This window comes from Microbacterium phosphatis (assembly GCF_049177115.1).
In the GTDB taxonomy this organism is placed as follows: domain Bacteria; phylum Actinomycetota; class Actinomycetes; order Actinomycetales; family Microbacteriaceae; genus Microbacterium; species Microbacterium phosphatis.
In genome coordinates this window covers 2,923,870-2,941,780 of the sequence record NZ_CP185370.1, presented here as the reverse complement: position 1 = coordinate 2,941,780, position 17,911 = coordinate 2,923,870, and the positions used below count along the sequence as shown (strand labels likewise).

Sequence of the window (17,911 nt, the reverse complement as noted above, 5' to 3'; positions counted from 1 at the left end):
CGCCGCCTAGGCTGACCCCGTGAGCGACGAGCAGACCCAGGGCCCGACCGGATCCGGATTCGGCACGGGTGCGCTGTCGAAGATCACCGCCTTCATCTACTGGCACCTCATGGTGCTGGTGTTGATGTGCGTGGCGTCGCTGCCCGTGGTGGCGCTGTTCCTGCTGCTCGCGCGGGCGCCCGGCAACCTGCCGCTGGTGCCGCTGATCCTGATCCTCTACGGTCCGGTGCTGTCGGCGGGGCTGTACGCGATGCGCGACCGCACCCGCGTCGAGGAGCTCGCGCCCGCGCGCTCGTTCGTCAAGGGCATCCGGATCGGCTGGCTCGACGCGCTGAAGGCCTGGGCGCCGCCGATGGTGTTCGAGGCCGTGATCCTCGCCGGGCTCGCGATCTCGGGCGACGCCGTCGGGGGCGCGATCTTCGGGCTGCTCGCCATGATCGGCGTCATCGTGCTGCTGTGGGGCCTGAACGCGCTCGTCATCGCGACGTTCTTCTCGTTCCGCTGGATCGACATCGCCCGACTGGCGATCTACTACCTCGGCCGGCGCTGGATCGGCACCCTCGGGCTTCTCGCCCTGCTGGTGGTCGCCACGGCGCTCGTCCTGTTCGCCAGCGAGGGCGCCCTCTGGCTCTTCGGCGGAGTGTTCGTGGCCTTCCTGTGGTCGATCGTGCAGCCGACGGTCGCCGACATCCAGGAGCGCTTCACCACCGCGGCGCCGTAGCGGGCGGGCCGGCCGGGTGCCGGCGCGCACCGACCGGCACCCGCCGGATCCTCGTCTGGTAGGCCTTCTTCCATGACGTCCACGGTGGAATCGCTGTTCCCCGACGTGCGCGACGATGCGGTCGCCTGCCTCCGGGACGGCGTGAGCGTGAGCATCGCGGGGCTGCCCGGCAGCGGGCGCAGCGCCCTGCTGCGCGACGTGCGGCGCGCCCTGGTCGAGCGCGGGTGGGAGGTCGTCGAGATCCCGGGCGTCCGCGGCCTCCGGGGCCGCCCGCTGGAGGCACTCGCGGTCGCGGGGCTGTTCGACGCCCGCGGGGCCGGGGCCGGCACCGCGCTGTCGTCGGCGGTCGGGGCGATTCGTCGTGCGGTCGAGGATCGAAGGCCTTCGGGTGGCCGACGATCGCAAGCTCTCTCCGGGGCGGGTCTGATGACGCGTCGGGAGGTGTGCAGCCGTGACGGCGCGCATGTCCTCGCACCGTGGTCGTGGGGACGACGGAAGGGCAGGTGCGGGGAGCCAGACGAGGGGGACTGGGCGACCCACAGGAGAGAGCAACGGATCAGCGGAGCGCGCCGGCATCGGGGGATGCGGCGCCTCCGCTTCTCCGCGTCTGCGCTCAGTGGATGCGGCGCCCGTGCGCGTCGGCGATGCCCGACTTCCGCAGGAAGTAGGTGTTGACCTGGTCGCGCCATTCGATCGCGCTCCGCAGCTGCTCGGCGAGGCGCTCGTTCACCCGCGCAGCGAGATCCTGATCCGCGAGCGAGCCGCTCACCGCGTTCCACGCCTCGACATTCGCGCGCACCCGCTCGACGCCCTCGAAGTGGGTGTCGTAGATGTGCTGGATGACGCTCTTCCCGCTGTGGAGGACATGCGTGTACGGCACGTGATGGAAGAACAGGATCAGCTCGTCGGGCACCGTCTCGAGCGACTCGTAGGTCTCGCGCCAGGGCGACGGGTACAGGCCCGCGTAGCCCGTGCCGGTGGCGACCGTGCGGTCGACGCCGATGCCGTCGCGATCGGCGAAGTGGTACGTCCCCCATGGCGTGTACTCGTAGCCGTCGACGTCGGGCCCGTAGTGGTGGCCCGGGCGCACCATAAAGCCCACGCCGAGGGGCGTTGTGTACATCTCGTAGGTCAGCCACGACTGCGCCAGGATCACGCGCACCGTCCGCGCGACGGCGGCGTCCTCGGCGGCGAAGGTCTGCGCGATCCACTCGTCGAGGAGATCGTCGGCATCGGCGAGCGGGTCCCAGCTCAGGCGTCCGTACGCGTAGAGGTTGGCCTGGGCGAACGGGTGCCCCGTCCAGAACTCGTCGGCGCCCACGTTCGCGACGGCCGCGAAGCCGCCCTGCGCGAGCGAGGCCACGGTCTGCCCCTCGCCGAAGTCGAAGCGCATGATCTCGGCCCACTGCGGGCCGAGGTAGACCGCGTGCTTCTGCTGGCCGGTGTACTCCTGGGTGACCTGCAGCTCGAGCGCCACCCGCGTCTGCGGCATCGCGGCCAGCACGGGTGAGACGGGCTCGCGCACCTGGAAGTCCATCGGCCCGTACTTCACCTGCACGATGACGTTGTCGCGGAAGCGGCCGTCGAGCGGGGCGAAGTGGTCGAACGCCGCGCGGGCACGGTCGGTCGAGCGGTCGCGCCAGTCCTGCGTGTGGTTGTAGACGAAGGCGCGCCAGTGGATGATGCCGCCGTGCGGGGCGACCGCCTCGGCGAGCATGTTGGCGCCGTCGGCGTGGTCGCGGCCGTAGGCGAACGGCCCCGGCTGCCCCTCGGAGTCGGCCTTCACGACGAAGCCGCCGAAGTCGGGGATCGCCGCCCACACCCGGTTCGAGGCCTCGGCCCACCAGGCCCGCACGCCCGCGTCGAACGGGTCGGAGGTCTCGAGCCCGCCCAGCATCATGGGCGAGGCCCACGACACCGCGAGGTGAAGGCGCACGCCGTAGGGGCGCAGCGTGTCGGCGATGCGCGCGACGTGGGGCAGGTCGTCGGTGAGCAGGCGCGCCTCGCGGGCGTGCACGTTGACGTTGTTGATCGAGAGGGCGTTGATGCCGATCGAGGCGAGCAGGCGCCCATAGGCGCGCACGCGCGAGAGGTCATCGCGGATCGTGCCGCTGCCGGGCAGACCGTCGCCGGCGTCGAAGAAGATCGACGCCCCGGCGTACCCGCGCTCGACCGCACCCATGACCGGGTGGAGGTCCATGTTGTCCCAGTGGTCCAGGATCCGGATCGCGCCGGCCGGGGCGTGCGTCTCGCTCGCGACGCCGGCGAAGGCCGCCTCGCCCAGGCGCACCAGGTGGAAGTAGCCGTACAGCAGCCCGCGGCCCGTCGAGGCGGCCACCGTGACGGATCCGTCCGCGCGGTCGATCCGGTACGCCTCGTCGGCGAGCCCCTCCGCCAGCGTGAAGACGACCTCCGCCCGCGGGGCGTCGCCGGCGAATCGCGTGATCGATCCGCCGTGGGCGGCCACGGCCTCGGCGGCCTCCGCGGCGACCGTGTCGGCGAGCGGGTCGCCCTCGATCACGGCGATGCGGCGGGATCCGAGGGTGGCGGTGGCGGCGGTGGGCAGCCAGGCGGGATGAGCGGCGTCTGTGGCGATCACCCGTCCATTCTGCCGCACCACGGGGTATTTGTGGCCATCGACGACAAATTAGTGGGCGGACTCGGGGCCCGGTTTCACCCCGTGTTCACCCCCGTCCGCTGTGATGTCTCCGTGGGACGCACGCGGACGGCCATCATCGCGGTGTCGGCGCTCGCCGCGGCCGCGGCGGCGACCGTCGCCGGGCGGCTGCTGCTCGTGCGGCAGGCCGCCATCGCCCGGCGGCGCATCGGCAAGCCGCTGGGCGAGGACGCACTCGATGCCGACCGGGTCTGGCGCAGGCGACTGCCGGGTGAGCCGGTCGAGCTGCTGATCCTGGGCGACTCGATCGCCGCCGGCCTCGGCGCCCAGCGCCGCAAGGACACCCTCGGCGCGCGCATCGCGAAGGGCGTCGCCCGGCTCGCGGGCCGTCCCGTGCGGCTGACCACCGGCGCGGTGCCCGGGGCCGAGACGTCGGCCCTCGCCTCCCAGATCGACGCGCTCGATCCGGAGCGCCGCGTGGACGTGGCCGTGATCGTCGTCGGCGGAAACGACGTCACGCACCGGGTGCCGATCTCGGTGTCCGTCGAGCACCTGACCCGAGCGATCCAGCGCCTGCGGGGTCGTGGCATCGCGGTGGTGGTCGGCACCTGCCCGGACCTCGGGGCCCTGCGGCCGGTGCCCCAGCCGCTGCGCCACCTCGGGTCGCGCGTCTCGCGGGCCCTCGCGCACGCGCAAGCCGACGCCGCGCTCGCCGCCGGAGCCCTGCCCGTCTCGCTGCGCACGGCCGTGGGGCCCGTGTTCATCTCGAACCCGGACGAGATGTTCTCGCTCGACCGGTTCCATCCCTCGGCCCTCGGCTACCGTCGCACGGCCGAGGCGCTGATCCCGGCGGTGCTCGCCCAGCTGGGGCCCGCCGCGCGCTGACGCCGCCCCGCACCGGAGGGGATCCCGGATTCTCAGGGTGCGGATCCGGATCGCCGACCTGAGTTCCCGATATCCCCGGAGAACGCGGCCGCCCGAACGACGGAAGGCCCGGCCCCGCGAGGGGGCCGGGCCTTCCGTCGAGGCGGATCAGGCGGCCGACCAGCCGCCGTCCGAGGCGAGGATCGCTCCGCTGACGTTGGTCGAGTCGTCCGACAGCAGCCAGGTGATCGAGGCAGCGAGCTGGTCCGACTGGGCGACGCCCGGCAGGATCGCCATGGCTCGCTGGATGCGCTCGGCGCCGAGCGACGAGGCGAACACCGCGCCGATGTTGGTGGCGACGCCGCCGGGGCAGACGGCGTTCACGCGGATGCCGGAGCCCGTGTACATAAACGCGGCCGACTTGGTGAGGCCGACGACGGCGTGCTTCGACGCGGTGTACGCGGCACCGGCGGCCGAACCGCGCAGGCCCGCCTCGCTGGCGACGTTGACGATCTGGCCCGCCGCGGCGGCCTGCATCGCGGGGATGACCGCGCGCATGAGCTTCATCGTGCCGGTGACGTTGACCTTGAAGACGCGGTCCCACACGGCGTCGGTGACCTCGCCGACGGGGGTCATGTCGTCCATGATGCCCGCCACGTTGGCGAGGCCGTCGATCTTCTCGCCCGCGGCCTCGACGATGGCGGCCACACCGGCGTCGTCCGAGATGTCGGCGACGATGACCGTGATGTCGGCGTCGGCGTGCGCGGCCTTGAACTCGTCGAGGCGCTCCTGGCTGATGTCGACGCCGATGACGCGGCCGCCCTCGCGTGCGACGCGCGACGCGGTGGCGCGGCCGATGCCCGATCCGGCGCCGGTGACGATGATCGTCTTCCCGGCGAAGCGGCCCTCCGTGACCTTCTCGACGAAGGGAGCGGGTGCGGGAGCGGCGGGGCGCTCGTCACCGGCACCGGCGTCGCCGCCCACGGCGGCGATGAGGCCGTCGGCCATCTCGTCGGTGAACTGCCCCTGGCTCATGCCCACGAGCTGCCCGAGGGTGAGCGGCTTCGCCTGCTCGAGCGAGTCGACCGAGCCGAGGAGGTCGACGAGCGCCTGGTGCCCGGCCGGGTCGGCCAGCCAGTCGCCGATGGTCGAGTTCTTGCTGAGTGCCATGAGGGTCCTTTCACCGACGAGCTACCGGACAACCGTGTCCGGTAGCTAGGCTACGCCGATGAGCCCTTCACGTCCACGAAGGGGCGCCGTTTCACAGCCCGCTCCGAACCGCGGCCCGGCCGCGGCCGAGGACAACCGCCGCGCCCTCATCGCCGCCGCCCGCGAGATCTACCGCGAGGAGGGCCTGGGCGCCCCCTTCAGCGCCGTCGCCAAGCGCGCGGGCGTGGGGCAGGGCACCCTCTACCGGCACTTCCCGGACCGAATCGCCCTGGCCGCGGCGGTGTTCGACGAGAACGTCGCCGCCCTCGAGGCGGCCCTCAGCGACGACGGCACGATCCTCGGCCTGCTCGATCTCGTGATCGACCAGGCGGCGGTCTCGACGGCGTTCATCCGGCTGCTGAGCGAGCAGCAGAACGACCCGCAGGCGGCCCTGCTCGCCGAGCGCTTCGATCGGCTCGTCGAGCTGCTGCGGGCCCGCGATCAGACGGAGGGCAGGATCGACGCGCACGTCACCCGCGTCGACATCGAGCTGGCCGTGAGCATGCTCGCCCACGAGCTCGCCTCCACGCCGCCCGCGGACAGGGCCGCGGTCGCCGCGCGTGCCCGTCGCCTGTTCGAGCTCGCCTTCGCCCCACGCTGATCCACCGGGCCGACGGCGCACCGGGGTGGAGTGGACGGATGTCGGCCGCCCCAGACAGGATGGGGTCATGTTCTGGAAGCGCCGCCGCACGCCCGTCGTCACCGTCTCGGCGCCTCCCGCGCGTCCCCCGCGCACCCTGTGGAACGACGGTCTCGGCACCTTCGCCACCCGCGCGATCCAGATCATCGCGATCGTGCTGCTCGTCGCGGGCGCGGTGTGGGGCCTGCGCATCCTGAGCGTCGTCGTCATCCCCGTCCTGCTCGCGCTCATCCTCGCCTCGGCGTTCGAGCCGCTGATGCGCGGGCTGCGCGGTCGCGGCATCGGGCCGATGCCGGCGACGCTCATCGTGCTGGCGCTGATCCTGGTGGTGCTCGGCGGCGTGGGCTGGCTGGTCACCGCCGCGGTGCGCTCGCAGTGGGACGAGCTCTACACGCAGGCGCGTGAGGGCATCGATCAGGTGCTCGCCTGGGTGCGCGGCCTGCCGTTCCAGATCGACGACCAGCAGATCCAGGACTGGATCGATCAGGGCGTCGACTTCCTCACCAGCGCGCAGTTCGGGTCGGGGGCGCTGGCCGGGGTGGGTGTGGTCGTCAACTTCATCACGGGCCTGGTGCTGATGGTCGTCGTCCTCTTCTTCTTCCTGAAGGACGGCCCGGTCATCTGGGAGTTCCTCAAGCGCCCCTTCACGGGCCGGTGGCACTCGCGCGCGCAGCGCGCCGGTCGTGCGGCGGTCGTGACGTTCGGCGCGTACATCCGCGGCACCGCCACGGTGGCCGCCGCCGACGCGGTCGGCATCTCGATCGGTCTCGCGATCCTGCAGATCCCGCTGTGGCCGGCGCTGGGTGTGCTGGTGTTCGTGCTCTCGTTCATCCCGATCGTGGGTGCGGTGCTCGCCGGCATCCTGGCCGCGCTCATCGCCCTCGTCACCCACGGGGTGGTGCACGCGCTGATCGTGGTCGGCATCGTTGTGCTGGTCAACCAGCTCGAGGGCAACTTCCTGCAGCCGGTCCTGATGGGCCGCGCACTCAAGCTGCACTCCCTGGTGATCCTGATCGCGCTGACCGTCGGCACGCTGCTCGGCGGCATCGTCGGCGCGGTGATCGCCGTGCCGCTGACGGCCGTCGCGTGGGGCGTCGTCAAGGTCTGGGACGGCCCGGATCTCCCGGCGCGCTGGGCCCGCCGCAAGGACGTCGTCTACGACATCGATCGCTGACCGCTCGCCCCGCGCCGGCGCCCGTGAGGGACGCATGAGGGCGCGCGGGGGCGCAACCCCCTTTCGGCGGCGGGCGGGATCCGGTCCGATGGGGGCATGACCGCGTACGGATATCACTCCTCCCACGAGCAGATCCCCCCGTCCCGGCTCCTCCGCCACGTCGTGCGCGCGCAGGAGGCGGGGTTCGATGCGGCGATGTGCTCCGACCACCTGTCGCCGTGGCTGCCGGAGCAGGGGCACAGCGGCTACGCGTTCGCGTGGCTGGGGGCCGCGCTGCAGGCCACCGACCTGCCGTTCGGCATGGTCACCGCGCCGGGCCAGCGCACCCACCCCGTCACCACCGCGCAGGCCCTGGCCACTCTCACCGAGATGGCGCCCGGCCGGTTCTGGGCCGCCCTCGGATCCGGTGAGGCGATGAACGAGCACATCACCGGCGATCCCTGGCCCGATCACGAGACGCGCCGTCGGCGCCTGCACGAGTGCGTCGAGGTGATCCGCGCGCTGCTGGCGGGCGAGGAGGTCACGCACCACGGTCTCATCACCGTCGACCGCGCCCGCGTCTGGTCGCTGCCCGCCGAGCCGCCGGCGCTGATCGCCGCCGCGGTGTCGCCCGAGTCGGCCGCCGCGCATGCCGGCTGGGCCGACGGGCTGATCACCGTCGGGAGCGACCCGCGCGCGGCCGCTGAGGTGCTGGCCGCCTACCGCGAGGCGGGCGGGCGCGGCCCGGCCCGGCTGCAGGTGCACCTGGCGCTGGCGTCCACCGACGACGAGGCGCTCGCGATGACCCGACGGCACTGGCGCAACGCCGCCGTGACCGCGCCCGACTCCTGGGATCTCGACACCCCGGAGGCCCTCGCCGACCGCGCGGCCGGCGCGACCGACGAGCAGCTGCGCCAGGCCGTGATCATCTCGTCCGATCCGTCGATCCATCGCGACCGCATCGCCCAGCTCGCCGACGTGGGCTTCGACGCCGTGATGCTGCACCAGGTCGGGGCAGACGCCGCCGACCAGGAGGCCTTCATCGACGTCTTCGGCGAACGGGTCCTCCCCGAGCTGCGAGGTGCCGAATGACCCGCTATCGCATCTCGCCCGAGCAGATGCTCGCGGGTGCCGGCCGCACCCCGATCCCCATCGACGCCGCCGACCTGTGGTGGCGCCATGCGGTGTTCTACTGCCTCGACATCGAGACCTTCCAGGACTCCGACGGCGACGGCGTCGGCGACATCCCCGGTCTCATCTCGCGCCTGCCGTACCTGGCCGACCTCGGTGTGACGTGTCTGTGGCTCATGCCGTTCTTCCCGACCGCCGATCGCGACGACGGCTACGACATCACCGACTTCTTCACGGTCGACCCGCGGTTCGGCACCCTCGGCGACATGGTCGAGCTGATCCGGGTGGCGCGCGGGCTCGGCATCCGGATCATCATCGACTTCGTGATGAACCACACCTCGGTCAACCACCCGTGGTTCCGCCAGGCCCGGCGCTCGCTGGACGACCCGAAGCGCAACTGGTACGTGTGGCGCGACGAGCCGCCGGAGAACCCGGATCCGCCGGTCTTCCCCGGCGAGCAGAAGTCGACGTGGACCCGCGACGACAAGACCGGCCAGTACTACATGCACCACTTCCTCGAGACGCAGCCCGACCTCAACGTGGCGCTTCCCGAGATGCGCCGCGAGATCGACAAGAACCTCGGGCTGTGGCTCGAGCTCGGCGTCTCCGGGTTCCGGATCGACGCGGTGCCGTTTATGTTCTCGAGCGGCGAGAGCGACTCGGGCACGGGCGGCTCGAACGCCGGCGGCACCGGCGCCGACGGCACGCGCGGCCACGCGTACAGCGGAGCGGATCACCTGTCGCGGCTGCGGGGCTTCGTGTCGCGTCGCAGCGCGGAGGCGTTCCTGCTGGGCGAGGTGAACATGCCGTACGACCAGCAGGTCGCGTGGTTCGGCGAGGCCCGTGACGGTCTTCAGCTGCAGTTCGACTTCCCCGCGATGCAGCGTCTGTACCTCTCGCTCGCGCGCGGCGACGCCCGGCCCCTGGCCGACACCCTGGCCGCGCGGCCCGAGGTGGACGTCTCGCAGCAGTGGGCGAACTTCGTGCGCAATCACGACGAGCTCACGCTCGACCAGCTCGCCCCGAAGGAGCTCGAGGAGGTGTTCGAGGTCTTCGCGCCGGACGAGGACATGCGCGTCTACGGCCGGGGCATCCGCCGCCGGCTGCCCCCGATGATCCGCGACGAGCGCGCCGTGCGCATGGTCTACGCGCTCACCTACGCGCTGCCCGGCTCGCCGATCCTGTTCTACGGCGAGGAGATCGGCATGGGCGAGAACCTCGGCATGAAGGGCCGGCTCGCCGTGCGCACGCCCATGCAGTGGACGCGCGAGGGCGGGTTCTCGAGCGCGCGGCCGTCGCGGTGGGTGCGGCGCTCGCCCGACGGCGAGTACGGCCCCGAGCACGTGAACGTCGAGGACCAGCTGGCCGACTCGGGATCGATGCTGTCGCACGTCCGGGAGCTCATCGGGCTCTACCGCTCGACACCCGAGCAGGCCTGGGCGGCGCTCGAGGTGCTCACGGGAGGCCCGGGCGAGGTGCTCGCCCACGTCTGCCGCGGCGAGGACTGGGCGATGCTCGCGCTGCACAGCTTCTCGGGCGAGGGCGTCTCGGTCCGCGTGACCGTCGACGCCGACGATGCGCTGCTGACGGACCGGGTCACGGGGGAGCGGATCGACGCGGTCTCGCCGGTCACGATCGATCTCGAGCCCTTCGGCTGGCGCTGGTTCCTGCTGCATCCCGCCGACGCCCGGGTCCGCGTCCGCTGACCCGGGCCCGGCCCCGGCCCGGGCCCCGCGCCCGATCCTTCGCTCGCCCATCCCTCGCTCGCCGATCCCTCGCTCGTTGAGCGAGCGCAGCGAGTCGAAACGCCGCAACCACCCGCGCCCCCGGCCCGCCCCTGGGTCCGGCCGCGGTCACCCCCCGGCGACGATGCGCGTGAGCTCCTCCAGGTAGCGCTGCGCCTGCACGGTGGGCTGGACCCCGGTGGGCGCGATCCACCCGATCTCGATGGTCTCGTCGACGTCGAGGGGCACGGCGACGATCTCGCTGTGGTCGAGCTCCGAGCTCAGCACACCCGTCGAGATCGTGTACCCGTGCAGGCCGACCATGAGGTTGAAGATGGTGGCGCGGTCGCTGACGCGGATGGCCTTCGGGGCGATCTCGGTGCTCAGGATCTCCTCCGCCAGGGCGAACGAGTTGTGCTCGCCCTGGTCGAACGACAGCCGCGGATAGGGCGCGAGATCGTCGAGGCGCACCTTCCGCTTGCGGGCGAGGGGGTTGCCGCGCGAGACGAACACGTGGGGCGCCGCCGTGAACAGGGGGGTGAAGGTCAGCCCGCGGTCGTGGAACAGGCGCTCCAGCACCGAGCGGTTGAAGTCGTTGCGGTACAGGATGCCGAGGTCGCTGCGCAGGGTGGCGACGTCCTCGATGATGTCGTGGGTGCGCGTCTCGCGGAGCGTGAACTCGTACTCCGAGGCCTCGGTCTGGGACACCATCCGGACGAAGGCCTCGACGGCGAACGCGTAGTGCTGCGTCGAGATGGCGCACAGCCGCCGCGAGGGCTTGCGGCCCGTGTAGCGCTGCTCGAGAAGATCGGCCTGCTCGACGACATGCCGCGCGTACCCGAGGAACTCGACCCCGTCCGGGGTGAGGGTGATGCCCTGCGGGGTGCGGCGCAGCAGCTCGACGCCGACCGACTGCTCGAGGTCCTTCATGGCCTTCGACAGGCTCGGCTGGGCGATGTACAGCTCGGTCGCGGCGCGTGTGACGGATCCGGCCTGGGCGACGGCGATGAAGTGCCGCAGCCGCTGCAGGGTCAGGTTCGGTTCCATCCGGTCAGTATCCCGGAACCCGCCACCGGATGCGGGCTCCGGGATCAGGATCAGGCGCGCGTCACCTGGATCACCGAGGGTCGAGGGCCGCCCCATCGGCCGTCGCGCAGCGCGCCCGGCTCGATGTAGTCGGGGAAGTACGACGCCTGCGCGGCCCAGCTGCCGTCCTCGCCGGGGTGCTGCACGGCCACGAACACGCTGCCGTCGCGGTCGTGGATGACCGGGCCGCACGTCTCGCCGTCGCGGGGCACCGAGAGGAACTGCTGCACGCGGCCGCGATCCGGGCCGGTGAGCGGCACGAGGAACAGCCCGTCGCCGTAGCCGATCACGCCCGGGGCGCCGTCCGTCGAGATCCACAGGTCGCCGCGCGAGTCGAAGGCGAGGTTGTCGGGGCAGGAGATCGGCGACACCCGGTCGGCGGGGAAGCCCGCGAAGTACGTCAGCGGGTTGCGGGCGGGGTCACCGGCGAGGATCAGGATGCTCCAGCCGAAGGCCGTGGCCGTGTGATCGCCGCCCGCCTCGGTGATCTCGATGACGTGCCCGTCGCGGTTGGTGTTGCGGGGGTTGATCTCGGTCGCCCCCTCCTTGCCCGCCTTGCCGCGGTCGGTGTTGTTGGTGCACGCGACGTACACACGACCCGACACCGGGTTGGGCTCGACGTCCTCGCAGCGGTCCATCTTGGTGGCGCCCACCGCGTCGGCGGCCAGGCGGGTGTGGACGAGCACCTGGTCGATGGTGAAGCCGGGGACGGCGCTCCTGCCGTCGATCGCGAGCGCCACCCACTCGCCGGCGCCGTCGAAGGATCCGTCCGAGGGCAGCGCCCCCGTGCCGGTGATCTCCGAGACGGGCGAGTCGCCCCGGAAGCGCGCGACGTACAGCGACCCCTCGCTGAGGAGGGTCTTGTTGTGCGCGCGGGCTTTCGCCGACTTCCCGGGACGGAAGGTGTTCTTCGAGACGAACTTGTACAGGTAGTCGAAGCGCTCGTCATCGCCCATGTAGGCGACCGCGTGACCGCTGGCGCTGATCGTGACGTTGGCGCCCTCGTGCTTGAAGCGACCGAGCGCGGTGTGCTTGACCGGCGGCTCGTCGGGTGCCTCGGGATCGATCTCGACGATCCAGCCGAACCGGTTCGGCTCGTTCTCGTAGCCGGGCTGGCGCGCATCGAAGCGCGGGTCGACGGCCTCCCAGCCGTACGCCGACGGGTTGGCGCTGAGGCCGTACCGCTTGTGCTCGGGGCTGGTGCCGGCGGCGCGGAAGTAGCCGTTGAAGTTCTCCTCGCCCGACACGACCGTCCCCCACGGGGTGGTGCCGCCCGAGCAGTTGCCGAACGTCCCCACGGGGTGACGGCCTGACGGATCCTCGACGGTCGTGAGCAGGCCGGATCCGGCCGCCGGTCCGTCGAAGACGAACGTCGTGTCGGCCGTGATGCGGCGGTTGCGGCGGCCCCCGACGACGTACTTCCACACGTCGCCGCGGCGACGGCGCGTGAGCTCGACCACGGCGAGGCCGTGCGCGGCCTTCGCGACGCGCAGCTGCTCGAGGCGCTCGTCCTCGGACGCCGCGGGCGGGAACATGATGCCCGCGTTGGTGTACTCCTGGTTGGCCACGAGCACGGCCTCGCGACCGTGGGGCTCCACGAGGATGTCGAGGTAGTCGTTGTTGTACCCGAACTGCCGGGCCTGCTTCTCGGCGGTCTGCGCGTTCGGGTCGAACCTGTCGGCGCGATCGAACAGCGGGTCTCCCCAGCGGATGATCGGCGTCCAGCGCCATCCCTCGGGCACCGTGACGGCGTCGACCTCGGCCGGCACCGGGGCGATGGGCCGGAAGCCGAAGGCCCGACCGCCGTCCCTGCCCAGCACCGCGGCGGAGGCGGGGGTGCCGCCGCCCGCCACCGAGGTCAGGGCGAGCGCGCTCGCCGCCGCCGCGCCGCCCGCGACCACCGCGCGCCGGCTGAGGACCGCGCCCGCGATGTCGCGGAAGTACTCGTTCTCCGAGGTGTTCGGGACGGGGTGGAAGCAGGCGTTGTCGCACTTGTAGAGGCAGGTGACGGCGCTGCGCTTGCCGTGTGTGCGACCCGTCATCAGCAGGTTCAGCAGCGGGCGGCCGGCGCCGGGCGTGGGGGTCGTGAGGGTCATGCGCTCAGGGTCGTCCCGGCGTCTGAGGGGAACGCGACCGCACGGTGAACGGCGGATGAACGACCGAGGGGCCGGGTGGGGAGATCTCCCCACCCGGCCCCTCGCGGTCGATCCGCTCGGTCAGTCGCCGAGGGCCGCCGCGACGACGGCGCGGGCCTCCTCCTGCACCTGCCGGAGGTGCTCGTCGCCGCGCAGCGACTCGGCGTACAGCTTGTAGACGTCCTCGGTGCCCGAGGGGCGTGCGGCGAACCAGGCGCTCGCGGTCTGCACCTTCAGGCCGCCGATGGCCGCGTCGTTGCCCGGGGCGTGCGACAGCTTGGCGGTGATCTCCTCGCCGGCGAGCGTGGTGGCGGTCACCGACTCGGGGCTGAGCTTGCCGAGCGTGGCCTTCTGCTCGGGCGTCGCCGGGGCGTCGACGCGCTGGTAGGCCGAGGAGCCGAACTCGGCCTCGAGCTCCGCGTAGCGCTGCGACGGGGTCTTCCCCGTCACGGCCAGGATCTCGGCGGCCAGCAGGCACAGCAGCAGGCCGTCCTTGTCGGTGGTCCAGACGGTGCCGTCCTTGCGGAGGAACGAGGCCCCGGCCGACTCCTCGCCGCCGAAGGCGACGGATCCGTCGATCAGTCCCGGCACGAACCACTTGAAGCCCACCGGCACCTCGAGCAGCGTGCGGCCGAGCGAGGCGGCCACCTTGTCGATCATCATCGACGACACCAGCGTCTTTCCGATCGCGGCGTCGGCCGACCAGCCGGGGCGGTGCGAGAACAGGTAGTCGATGGCCACCGCGAGGTAGTGGTTCGGGTTCATCAGGCCCGCGTCGGGGGTGACGATGCCGTGGCGGTCGGCGTCGGCGTCGTTTCCGGTGAGGATGTCGTACTCGGACCGCTTCGCCACGAGCGAGGCCATGGCCGAAGGCGACGACGGATCCATGCGGATCTTCTCGTCCCAGTCGAGCGTCATGAACCTCCACGTCGGGTCGACGTCCGGGTTCACGACCGTGAGGTCGAGGCCGTAGAACTCGGCGATCAGGGCCCAGTACTCGACCGAGGCCCCGCCGAGCGGGTCGGCGCCGATGCGGATGCCCGCCTCCCGGATCGCGTCGATGTCGATGATCGACGCCAGGTCGCGGACGTACGCGTCGCGGAAGTCGTATCCGGCGATCGCGTCGAAGTCGATGTCGGCGAAGCTCACTCGCTTGACGCCCTCGAGGCCGGCCTCGATGAGGTCGTTCGCGCGGGAGGCGATCCAGGACGTCGCGTCGGTGTCGGCCGGGCCGCCGTGGGGCGGGTTGTACTTGAAGCCGCCGTCGGCGGGCGGGTTATGGCTGGGCGTGACGACGATGCCGTCGGCGCGGCCGGCGTCGCCCGCATCGCGTCCCCTGTTGTAGGTCAGGATCGCGAGGCTGAGCGCCGGCGTCGGCACCCATGCGTCACGGGCGTCGACGCGCACGTCGACGGCGTTCGCCACAAGCACCTCGATGGCGCTGCGCTCGGCGGGAAGCGACAGCGCGTGGGTGTCGCGGCCGAGGAACAGGGGCCCCTCGATGCCCTGCGCGGTGCGGTAGTCGACGATCGCCTGCGTGGTGGCGAGGATGTGCTGCTCGTTGAAGCTGGTGGAGAGACTCGACCCTCGGTGACCGCTGGTGCCGAAGGCGACGCGCTGCGTCGACACCGACGGATCCGGGATCCGGTCGTAGTACGCGGCGATCAGCTCGTCGACATCGATGAGGTCGGATGCTTCGGCGGGGAGTCCGGCTCGGCTCGTCATGGGCCACAGTCTCCCACGTCAGTCCGCGACGACGAACGCCCCGCTCACATCCGGGAGCTCGTCGATCAGGCCGTAGCGCACGAGGTCTTCGCCGTGCGCGGTGAACTCGGCGATCCGCTCCGGGGTGATCGGCTCGAAGACGAACGGGGGCCACTGCGCGATGTCTGAGAGCACGTCCTCGCCGGCGCCGAGCTCGCGGTAGAAGTCGGTGACGAGGGTCGGATCCTCGCTGGTTTGGTCCGAGACCTCCTCGAGCCCGGCGATCAGCGCCTGCACCTGGTCGGGGTGGGCGTCGGCGAACGCCCCGGTGACCCAGTGGAAGCTGAGGTTGCGGCTGTCGAGGTCGCCGGCGGTGGCCACGACCCGGGCGCCGGGCTGCTGCGAGGCGGTTGAAAAGTACTGGTCCCAGATCGCGATCGCGTCGACGGCGCCGGCCTGGAAGGCGGCGACCGCGTCGGCCGGCGGCAGGAACTCGAGGGTCACCTCGCTCGGATCGATGCCCGCCCGGTCCAGCGCGCGCAGCGCCAGGTAGTGGCCCGTGCCGCCCTGGTTGACGGCGATCGAGTGGCCGGCGAGACCCTCGATGCCCGTGATGCCCGAGGCGCCCGTCGCGACGATGCCGGACGACTGATCCGACGATCCGGCCTCCACCCCGATCGCCCGGATGTCGGCACCGGACAGCAGGGCCGTGAAGAAGTTGGTGCCGCCGCCGGAGGACGCATCGATCGCCCCGGCCTGCGCGGCCTCGAGGGCCGGCGCGAACGCGGGGAGGCCCGTGACCCATTCCACGGCGGTCCCGTCGGGCAGCTCGGCGCCGAGCCCCAGATCGCGGGCGATCGCGAAGGTCGAGTAGCTCGTCAGCTGGCCGAGGCGGATGGCGCCCGCGCCCTCTGCCGAGGCGCCCCCGGCGGCCGGGGCGGCGGAGGACGGCGCGCACGCGGTCAGGGCCAGGACGGCGGCGGCGAGGAGGACGGGGATCACGGGGCGCAGGCGCATCGGGGCTCTTTCACAGTGGGGGGCGGTGGGGCGGGCAGGCGGGGTCAGTCGGCGGCGGCGGCGGCCGGACGCCAGCTCAGCAGGCGTGCCTCGAGCAGCCGGACGAGGAGGTCGGTGAGCACCCCGAGCAGGGCGTAGACGACGATGCACACGATGACGACGTCGGTGCGGCTGTACTGCCGGGCGGTGGTGAGGAGGAAGCCGATGCCGCTGGAGGCCGCGACCGTCTCGGCCACGATCAGCGCGATCCATCCGATCCCGAGGCCGAAGCGCAGGCCGGTCAGGATCTGCGGCAACGCGGCGGGCAGGAGCAGCTTCCGCCACAGCATGAGGCGGCCCGCGTCGAGCACCCGCATCACCTCGACCAGGTGCCGGTCGACGCCGCGGATGCCCGCGTACGTGTTCAGGTACAGCGGCACCGCCGTGCCGACTGCGACGAGCGCGATCTTCGGCAGCTCGCCGATCCCGAACCACAGGATGAACAGCGGCGTCAGGGCCGTGAAGGGCACCGCCCGCACCATCTGCATCGGGCGGTCGACGATGTCCGATCCGAGCCGCGACGATCCGGCGACGAACCCCAGCAGGATCCCGGTGGCGGCGCCCGCGACCGTGCCGATCGTCGCGCGCGGCAGGCTCGCGGCGAGCGCCGCGGTCAGCTCGCCGTCGGCGATGAGCGTGCCGGCGGCGGCCAGCACCGCGACGGGGCCCGGCAGGATCCGCTCGTTGAGCAGCCCGAGCGCGGCGGCCAGCTGCCACGCCGCGACGATGGCGACGGTCGACAGCCACGGGCGCAGGCCGCTGCGTGCGGCCGCGCGGGCGGCCGCACGCAGCGAGCGGCCATCGGACGTGCGGAAGATGCCGCCAGCCTAGGGAAGCGCGCGGATCCGCGGGATCGGGCGGCGTCATCCGCCGTCATCCGGCCGGACCCGCGGGTCTAGGCTGATCCCCATGCCGTCGGATGCCGCTCCTCGTCGCACGTACAGCTACCTGGGCCCCGCCGGCACGTTCACCGAGGCGGCGCTCGCCCAGGTGCCCGAGGCGCGCGGCCAGATCTGGCGCCCCGTGCACAACGTCGCCGAGGCCCTCGCCGATGTGGCCGAGGGGCGCAGCGACGGCGCGATGATCGCGATCGAGAACTCGATCGACGGCGGTGTCTCGACCGCCCAGGACGCCCTCGCGAAGATCCCGAACCTGCGCATCGTGGGCGAGTACCTCGTGCCCGTCTCGTTCGTGCTGGTCGCCAAGCCCGGCACGAAGCTCGAGGACGTCACGCTCGTCTCGGCCCACCCCGTCGCCTACGCGCAGTGCCTCGGCTGGCTGAGAGAGCACCTGCCCGAGCATCAGCACGTGCCCGCGGCGAGCAACGTGGCCAGCACCATCGGCGTGCTCGACGGCACGTCGGGGGCGCAGGCGGCGATCTCGCCCCCCGGGATCACCGACCACCACGACGTCGCGGTGCTGGCCGACGGCCTCATCGACAACCCCGACGCCGTCACGCGCTTCCTGCTGGTCACGGGCCCCGTCACCCCGCCCGCGCCCACCGGTGCCGACAAGACCAGCGTGATCGTCGAGCTGCCCTCGGATCGCGCGGGAACGCTGCTCGAGATGCTCGAGCAGTTCTCGACGCGCGGCATCAACCTGAGCCTGATCCAGTCGCGGCCCATCGGCGACGCCCTGGGCCGCTACCGATTCGTCATGGACGCCGACGGCCACATCGCCGACGAGCGCATGGCCGACGCGCTGATGGGGCTGCGGCGTTTCAGCCCCAAGGTCGTCTACCTCGGCTCGTACCCCCGGGCCGACCGCGCCATCATCAAGTACTCCGACCACTACAGCGACGAGGTCTTCGTCGAGGCCCGCGACTGGCTGCGCGGCCTGCTCTCCGGCGAGCCCGACGTCTGAGGGCCCGA

General features: G+C 72.1%; 14 protein-coding genes. 7 read left to right on the top strand and 7 right to left on the bottom strand.

Features of this window, described 5'->3' with window-relative positions:
- Positions 1–19 precede the first annotated feature (19 nt).
- Positions 20–721 (top strand): glycosyltransferase, encoded by a 702-nt coding sequence (locus ACOKGD_RS14130; protein WP_342335693.1) that lies wholly within the window; start codon positions 20–22, stop codon positions 719–721.
- Between the two features lie 613 nt (positions 722–1,334).
- Here the strand turns inward: ACOKGD_RS14130 and ACOKGD_RS14125 are convergent.
- Positions 1,335–3,320, bottom strand: coding sequence for an alpha-glucuronidase (locus ACOKGD_RS14125; protein WP_342335691.1), 1,986 nt, complete (start codon positions 3,318–3,320; stop codon positions 1,335–1,337).
- Between the two features lie 111 nt (positions 3,321–3,431).
- Here ACOKGD_RS14125 and ACOKGD_RS14120 point away from each other — a divergent pair, with 111 nt between their 5' ends.
- Complete coding sequence (locus tag ACOKGD_RS14120; protein WP_342335689.1) at positions 3,432–4,223, top strand: SGNH/GDSL hydrolase family protein; 792 nt, start codon at positions 3,432–3,434, stop codon at positions 4,221–4,223.
- A gap of 147 nt (positions 4,224–4,370) precedes the next feature.
- Here the strand turns inward: ACOKGD_RS14120 and ACOKGD_RS14115 are convergent, their stop codons facing one another.
- Entirely contained in the window at positions 4,371–5,372 is a 1,002-nt protein-coding gene (locus tag ACOKGD_RS14115) for an SDR family NAD(P)-dependent oxidoreductase (protein ID WP_342335687.1), read from the bottom strand.
- A gap of 58 nt (positions 5,373–5,430) precedes the next feature.
- Between ACOKGD_RS14115 and ACOKGD_RS14110 the strand changes: the two genes are divergently transcribed.
- The 4 genes from ACOKGD_RS14110 to ACOKGD_RS14095 all read left to right on the top strand — a co-directional run bounded on the left by ACOKGD_RS14110 (position 5,431) and on the right by ACOKGD_RS14095 (position 10,041).
- The gene (locus ACOKGD_RS14110) at positions 5,431–6,012 is read left to right on the top strand and encodes a TetR/AcrR family transcriptional regulator (RefSeq protein WP_342335685.1); all 582 of its coding nucleotides are present in this window, start codon (positions 5,431–5,433) and stop codon (positions 6,010–6,012) included.
- A 67-nt stretch (positions 6,013–6,079) separates the two neighbouring features.
- A complete protein-coding gene (locus ACOKGD_RS14105; protein ID WP_342335683.1) occupies positions 6,080–7,225 on the top strand; it encodes an AI-2E family transporter in 1,146 nt (381 codons plus the stop codon).
- Positions 7,226–7,321: 96 nt separating this feature from the next.
- Positions 7,322–8,296: a TIGR03885 family FMN-dependent LLM class oxidoreductase gene (locus tag ACOKGD_RS14100; RefSeq protein WP_342335682.1), complete on the top strand. Its 975-nt coding sequence runs from the start codon at positions 7,322–7,324 to the stop codon at positions 8,294–8,296.
- A complete protein-coding gene (locus ACOKGD_RS14095) occupies positions 8,293–10,041 on the top strand; it encodes an alpha-amylase family glycosyl hydrolase (RefSeq protein ID WP_342335681.1) in 1,749 nt (582 codons plus the stop codon). The genes ACOKGD_RS14100 and ACOKGD_RS14095 overlap by 4 nt, the downstream gene beginning before the upstream one ends.
- Before the next feature lie 147 nt (positions 10,042–10,188).
- Here ACOKGD_RS14095 and ACOKGD_RS14090 read toward each other — a convergent pair whose 3' ends face one another.
- The 5 genes from ACOKGD_RS14090 to ACOKGD_RS14070 form a co-directional block, all read right to left on the bottom strand.
- Positions 10,189–11,106, bottom strand: coding sequence for a LysR family transcriptional regulator (locus ACOKGD_RS14090; RefSeq protein ID WP_342335680.1), 918 nt, complete (start codon positions 11,104–11,106; stop codon positions 10,189–10,191).
- A gap of 50 nt (positions 11,107–11,156) precedes the next feature.
- A complete protein-coding gene (locus ACOKGD_RS14085) occupies positions 11,157–13,241 on the bottom strand; it encodes a PhoX family protein (RefSeq protein WP_342335679.1) in 2,085 nt (694 codons plus the stop codon).
- A 120-nt stretch (positions 13,242–13,361) separates the two neighbouring features.
- Positions 13,362–15,005 carry a phosphoglucomutase (alpha-D-glucose-1,6-bisphosphate-dependent) gene (gene pgm, locus ACOKGD_RS14080; RefSeq protein ID WP_342335677.1) on the bottom strand — a complete coding sequence of 548 codons (1,644 nt, stop codon included), beginning with the start codon at positions 15,003–15,005 and terminating at the stop codon, positions 13,362–13,364.
- 18 nt (positions 15,006–15,023) lie between these two features.
- Entirely contained in the window at positions 15,024–16,001 is a 978-nt protein-coding gene (locus ACOKGD_RS14075; protein WP_342335676.1) for an ABC transporter substrate-binding protein, read from the bottom strand.
- 44 nt (positions 16,002–16,045) lie between these two features.
- Positions 16,046–16,696 (bottom strand): ABC transporter permease, encoded by a 651-nt coding sequence (locus ACOKGD_RS14070; protein ID WP_342335675.1) that lies wholly within the window; start codon positions 16,694–16,696, stop codon positions 16,046–16,048.
- 253 nt (positions 16,697–16,949) lie between these two features.
- Between ACOKGD_RS14070 and pheA the strand changes: the two genes are divergently transcribed.
- Positions 16,950–17,903: a prephenate dehydratase gene (gene pheA, locus ACOKGD_RS14065; protein WP_342335673.1), complete on the top strand. Its 954-nt coding sequence runs from the start codon at positions 16,950–16,952 to the stop codon at positions 17,901–17,903.
- Positions 17,904–17,911: the final 8 nt, after the last annotated feature.